At 66.2% G+C, this 6581-nt stretch carries 5 protein-coding genes; all 5 read right to left on the minus strand.

Features of this window, described 5'->3' with window-relative positions:
* On the minus strand, window positions 1–573 hold a 573-nt coding region (locus ER13_RS15135), incomplete at its 3' end, for a type II secretion system protein N (RefSeq protein ID WP_052005153.1).
* Between the two features lie 237 nt (window positions 574–810).
* Window positions 811–3465, minus strand: coding sequence for a TonB-dependent receptor (locus tag ER13_RS15140; RefSeq protein WP_035310557.1), 2655 nt, complete (start codon window positions 3463–3465; stop codon window positions 811–813).
* Between the two features lie 75 nt (window positions 3466–3540).
* The gene (locus ER13_RS15145) at window positions 3541–5067 is read right to left on the minus strand and encodes a hypothetical protein (RefSeq protein WP_035310559.1); all 1527 of its coding nucleotides are present in this window, start codon (window positions 5065–5067) and stop codon (window positions 3541–3543) included.
* Between the two features lie 270 nt (window positions 5068–5337).
* Entirely contained in the window at window positions 5338–5847 is a 510-nt protein-coding gene (locus ER13_RS15150) for a hypothetical protein (RefSeq protein ID WP_035310561.1), read from the minus strand.
* Window positions 5847–6581, minus strand: a 735-nt coding sequence (locus ER13_RS15155; protein WP_052005154.1) for a M20/M25/M40 family metallo-hydrolase, incomplete at its 5' end; no start/stop codon positions are given. The genes ER13_RS15155 and ER13_RS15150, both read right to left, overlap by 1 nt.

Here is a 6581-nt window from a genome sequence, read left to right on the forward strand (position 1 = left end):
CCCCTTGTCCCGGGGCCGCTGCGCTGCCTGGGGCATCACGCTTTGGGGGTCCACGACCCCGCCCGGAGGCGAGGGGGGCGCGGCGGGCGGCGGGGCGACGGCCTGGGGTGTCGTCGGCGCCGGGGGAGGCGCGGCGGCCCCGGCGGTCGTGTCGGCGAACTCCAGACGGCTCAGGGACCCGCCGCGCGCCAGGGCGACCAAATCCGACCCGACAGACTGCAAGACCAGGCCGGGCTCGACCTCCTCGCCGACGCCGACAGACAGTTGACGCCCGTCCGCAAGACCGATGATGGCCGATCCGCCGCCGACGCCGCCCGCGCGCACGCCGAACAGCCGCATCTGGCTGGCGTCCGCGCCCGAGGCGCCGGCCAGGGCGCCCTGCCCGCCTGTGCGGAAGAAGGCGTCGAACCGCGACAGAATACTCATGTCCACCGGCGCCGCCGCGGCGGCGCCGCCGCGCGGTTCGAGCTTCGGCTGAGGCCCTGCGAACAGCCAGACAAGCCGCCCCGTCTGAACCAGCAGCAGCAGGATCAGCACGACCTCGACGATGCGACGCAGCGGCAGACGACGCATACGGTCGGCCACCGAAGAGACGTTAAAACTACGGATAGCCGCGATCACGACGCCATGCCTGTTCCGACCCCGACGGCCATCCCGCGATCTAGACTAATCGTCCGTATGCGGGCCGCACCGAAGTGTGAAGACACGAAGAACATCTGGTGACAGATGCGATCCATACGGATCATTCAGTAACGAAAACGACCGGAAGGCCGAGGCCTCCCGGTCGCAACGCGTCACTTGTTCCAAAGATCAGAAGCGGGCGGTCAGGCTGACCGAGGCGCTCTGGCCCAGGTCGTAGTTGTTGACCCGGATCTTGTTGCCCCGTTCCTGGTATTCGTCGAACTCGGTTCCCAGCAGGTTCCGCAGTTCCAGGGCGAAGCCCATGTCGCGGGCCATGACGGTGAAGTCCTTGCGATAGACGAAGTCCAGGAACACGCCGGGCTCCTGGATGAAGTCAGGCTCGCGGCTCGCGCCGGTGCCCGCGCCGCGGGCGGTGATCCGGTCGCTGACATAGTTGACGATGATCGTCGCCTGCGAGCGCGCCGTATCGTCTTCCCAACCCAGTTGCAGGTTGGCGACATGGTCCGACTGGCCTTGCAGACGGCTGCCGTCCTGAATGAAGAAGGACGCCTGTTCCGGCGCACCTGCCCCACCCAGGGTCAGGACGGTGTCGCCCTCGCCCACCTTAACCTCGGAGTCCGAGTAGGTGTAGTTGGCCTGCACCAGCCAACGCTTGTTGGCGATGAAGCTCATGGTCTGGTCGGGGAACTCGAAATACTTCTTCACCTCGACCTCGGCGCCCATGATGGTCGCCTTGGGCGCGTTCAGATACGACTGCTGGCGCTGGTTGCCCACTTCGACGATGACGGATTCAACCGGCTTGTCCATGTCCTTGTAGAAGACGCCGGCGGTGATGAACTGCTGGCGGGCGAAGTACCATTCGTACCGCGCGTCCAGGTTCAGCAGTTCGGTGTCCACCAGATAGGGGTTGCCGATGAAGATGCGGTCGCTTTCCGGATCGGTATAGGCCTGGGGCGCCAGTTCGCGGAACTGCGGACGGCCGATCGTCTGCGACACGCCGAAGCGCAGTTGCTGATCCTCGGCGAAGTTCCAGGTCGCGGTCAGCGAAGGCAGCCAATACTGTTCTTCGATCTCGGTGGCCTCGTAGGTCGAGGTTCCGCCGAACACGTCGCGCGGCGTGACGCTCTGCTGACCGTCTTCGAAGCGGACGCCGACCGTGGTGCGGACCAGCGGGATGATTTCCGCATCGACCATGGCGTAGGCGGCGTTGACCTTCAGCTCGGCGTCATAGGCGCTGGCGCCGTTGCTGCCGGCGATTTCACGCAGCTGCAGCGTCGTCGGATTGATATTGTAGTCCGAGAACAGATAGTCGATGCGCGACAGGCGCTGGCTATCGGTCAGGCCGTTGACGGCTTCGAACTGCAGATCGTGGCGGCTGGCTTCGCGGTTGTTGTCGAGGGTGGCGACGCCCGCGCTGATGACGGCTTCGCGCGCCGAGGACAGCGGCAGGGTGTAGGCCACGTCCACGCCGCCGGAGACGATATCGTCGTCCAGTTCGCTGAACGAGATCAGATTGCCCTGAACGTTGTGAATGTAGTCGCCGTTCGCATTGACGCCGTACTGGAAGCGCGACTCATAGGGCGCGTCCCGCGACGTCTTGGCATAGGCCGCGCGCCAGTCGATCTCCAGCGCGCCATCCATGAACTGATGTTCGCCGGCCAGCTGGCTGCTCCAAAGCTGGCGAACGAACCATTCCGTATAGTCGTTGCGGATGACGCTGCCGCCGGCGTCGAAGTCCGGACCGGCCACCGAGCGGGCTTCCTTGGTCGTGTTGCGGACGTACAGGTTGGTCCACTTGACCTCGTGGTCGGCGTTCGACAGCGACAGACCGCCGAGGAAGTTCAGGCGAATGTCGTTCTGGTTCGAGTCGACGTCATAGGTTGAAACCGGCACCAGGACTTCGCCCTGGAACTGGCCCTCTTCCTGGACGCCGCCACGGGCGCGCCAGCTGTTGTCGTATCCGGCGACGGCGATCAGGCCCAGGGTGCCGAAACCCGTGTCCTGCGAGAAGCCGCCCGCCAGTTCCACACCACCGTCGATCGGCGTCTTTTCGCGTTGCAGCAGGCGCAGCGGCGCATTGACCAGCGACTGCCCCATGGTCTGGAGTTGGTCGGCGGTGAAGTTGGCGCTGTTGATCTGCTTGCCCTGGTCGAAGGCGATGGCGATGGCGCCGGGCACTTCGCGGGTGTCGTCGTCAAAACCGGTGAAGTCGGTGCGCGACCCGTAATAGATCAGGTTTTCCTTGCCGGTGGATTCGGTGTTTCCGCCCAGCGACAGCTTCATGTTGAAGAAGGGTTCGTTCGGGGCGTCGATGGTGTGCAGATCGATCACGCCGCCGCCGAACTCGCCGGGGAAGTTCGGCGAATAGGTCTTCTGAACCGTCACGCCGTCCAGGATGCTGGAGGGGAACAGGTCCAGGGGCACGACGCGCTGCAGCGGCTCGGGGCTGGGCAGGGGCGAGCCGTTCAGCAGGGCCGAGGAATAACGCTCGCCCAGTCCGCGGACGTAGATGAACCGGCCCTCGACGATCGACAGGCCGGTCACGCGGGTCAGGGCGGCGGCGGCGTTGCTGTCGCCGGTGCGCTCCAGGTCCTCGGACGTCAGGAAGGCCGCGACTTCGGAGCTCTCGCGGTTGGGTTCGGGAATATAACGGCCCAGGACGACGATCTCGCCGACTTCGGTCGCCTGTTCCTCGACCTGTTCGGCCGGGGTCTGCGCGGTCGGGGAAGTCGTCGGGGCCGTCTGGGCGAACGCCAGGCCGGGCGCGATCAGCGCACTGGTGGCGAGAAGGACCCCGCTCAGGGTCAGAGTAAGTCTATTCATGGTCTGCGCCTTGAAGGGGTCAGGAAACGCGAAGAACCGGCGGCGACCTCATGGTCGCCGCCGGAACTGTCATCGTCAGCAGGTCGAGCCGGAGGTCAGGCCGCAGGTCCAACCCTGCCACCAGGTGTCCTGAGCGTTCCGCACCGCGCCGATGTAGGTCACGCTGTCGAAGAAGCCGTAGACGGTCTTCGGATCAACCGCCGTCACGGCGTTTTCATTGGCGCCGTTGATGAACGCCAGGTTCTGGTTGGTGATGGTCGTGCCCGAGGCCGGAGCGGTCAAGGTCGAGGTCCCCAGCGCCGTCACATTGGTGTTGCGGGCGTTGGTGAAGACCGCCGTCGAGCGGGCGACGTTGGCCGGACGATACGAAACCGAGCAGGACATGAAGATCGAACGCAGCGACGGCGTCGAACCGCTGTCGAAGCTGGTTTGGGTGTCGCCGTCGGCGATGTCGAAGCAGCCGGCGACCGAGCCCGTGGTCGAGGTGGCGACGATATTGATCAGGTTCGGGTTGGTGCCGGTGTCGAAGTGCATGACCGTGTGGGCGTCGGTCGGCGAGTTACGGCCGACCAGGGTCCAGTTGGCGATCTTCGGCTGCGACAGATAACGCGAGGCGTAAGGCGTCGAGGTCGGGGCGGACGAGAACTCGAAGCCGGCCGAACGGCTGGTCGAGTTCGGGGCGCGCTGGGTCACGATGCCGAACTGGGCGCCGCCGCGCCAGCCGGTGTCGGTGTCCAGGCCGTCGTCGTCGGCGCCGTTGATGACAATATGCTTCAGATTGGCGTTGCCGCCGAAGATTTCGATGCCGTCGTCCGAGCTATTGTATGACTGGATGTGGTCCAGAGTCGTGCCCGAGCCGACGCCGGCCAGGGTCAAGGCCTGAAGCTCATTGCCGGTCGCGATTTCGAAGCCGGAGTATTTGATCTGGATGTAGCGCAGGCGGCCAGAGTTATCGGCCGGGGTGTTGCCGCCGAAGAAGGCGTTGGTGCCCTCGATCTGACCGGTGCAGGTGACCGGCGCGGTCAGTTGGCAGTTAGCCGCAGGCGCGCGGCCCGCGAGAACGATGCCGCCCCACTGACCTTGCGAGGTCGGCGTGGTCGTGCCCTCGACGTCCTGGCGGCTGGTGAAAACGATCGGGTTGGTGGCGGTGCCTTCGGCAAAGATCTGCGAACCGCGATTGACCAGAAGATAGTCGCCGCCGTTGGAGGCGAACACCCGCACGCCCGGATCGATCGTCAGGATGCCCTGCGTGCCCGTAGTCGAGGCCGGATCGACGCCACGGTCGGTGCCGACTTCGGTGCGGCCGCTGATCGCGTAGATGGTGCCTGCGCGAACCGACAGGGTCAGGTTGCCCAGAACCTGGGTCGGCAGTTGGCAGACGCGCAGAGTGCCGTTGGCGATGGTGCCGACATTGGTCAGGCCGGTGGGGCAGTCGGCGGCGGGGGTGCCGGGTGTCGGCGTCGTCGGCGTGGTCGGCGTGCCGCCGCCGCCGTTGCCGAAATCGCCTTCACCAGGCGAAGCCACCTCGGCGGAGCCGCAGGCGGCGAGCGCGAGGGCGCTGGCCGCCGTCACGAGAAGGGTCTTGAGCTGAAGGCCGGTCATCGTCAGTCCACCGTGTCTGGTCAAAGAGCTATGACAGGGGACGACCGAGCTCATGCCCGGCCGCGATGACGTGATCGTCCCTCCTGCCCGGCTCCAGTCATTAGGGATGCTGTGTGACGGCGCATGCGCCTCGGCATGAAGGTTCGGCGGAGGTTTTGCGGAGAAATAGAATCTGTTTTGCGACGATTGATCTGCCTTCCGATCAATACGCCACATCGAATACGTCTGCTGTCGGTGGTTGCAGAGGCGCAGACGCCGAGCTTCGCCCGATCAGTCGCCGTTCCACCAGCCCAGGTTGAACGGAATCCTGTGGCCCTTCACCGTCATGGCGCCGGTGATCACCGGGGTGCGGTCGCCCAGATTGCGGCGTGCGGTGGCCAGTGCGCCGGGATCGATGCGGGCGTCCAGAACGAGTTGTCGCCCATCGGGCATGACGCCGACGAAATGCAGGCGCTCGTCGGTCAGGTCATAGGCGCGCGGCGTGATCTGCACCGCGCCGTCCGGCCCCGACAGCGTCAGGATCAAGGGTGCGCCGCCCCTCTGCGCCGCTTCCCACGCCTCCAGGGCCGAGGCCTGGCCAATGAACAGGCTTTCGACCCGCCACCCCTGGGTCGGTTCGGACACCGGCCGATAGTCGCCCGAGATGTCGCCTTCGAGCCGATGCCGGAAGGACGCCGTGGCGGCGGGCGCCGTCGCCGTGGACGCCGGGCCGGCCTCGCGCCGCTCACAAGCCGCAAGCGCCGCCAGACAGACCAGGGCTGGCGCCAAAAGACGCCGCATCACCGATCCAGCGACCGGTCCAGGGCGCGGAAGCCGGCGATGGCCAGTTCGGTCGCCGCAGTGAAGACCTCAGGCCTGATCCGCTCGAAGTCATCGGTCGGGCGGTGATAATCGGGGTGATAGTCGATGCCCATATAGAGGAAGGGCACGCCCTTGTCGTGGAAGGCGCCCTGGTCCGACGCCGAGACCCAATTGTTCTCCCCCTCGTCCTGCGGCGTGTCCTTGCCGAAGGCGAAACTGACCGGGCCGACCGCTGGCAGGGGCTCCAGGATCGGGCGCAGGTTCGGGTGCTGGTATGTCCCCGTGACCCACAGATGCCCGTCGGTCTCAGCCCGCGCCGTCATGTCGAAGTTCAGATTCAGGGCGATGGACGACAGGGGCACGGGCGGCGCCTTGACGAACTCGCGCGCACCCAGCAGCCCCCGCTCCTCCCCGTCGAAGGCGACCAGCAGCACGCTGTGCTCCGGCGCCTGGGCCTTCAGCCGTTTGGCCAGCTCCAGCATCGTGGCGACCCCCGAGGCGTTGTCGTCGGCGCCGTTGTAGATCTGGCCGTCGTGCATGCCGACATGATCATAATGGGCGCTGACCACGATATAGCGGTCGCCCACCCGGGTTCCGGGGATCAGGCCCAGCACATTGACCCCGCGATAGGTGACAGGCCCCTGCGGCGAAGGCCCTGTCCCCTCGAACGGCTGCAGCCGCCCGAACGGCGCGGGCGCGACGCCCAGCGCCTC

It is taken from the genome of Brevundimonas sp. EAKA (assembly GCF_000698025.1).
Classification (GTDB): Bacteria; Pseudomonadota; Alphaproteobacteria; order Caulobacterales; family Caulobacteraceae; genus Brevundimonas; species Brevundimonas mediterranea_A.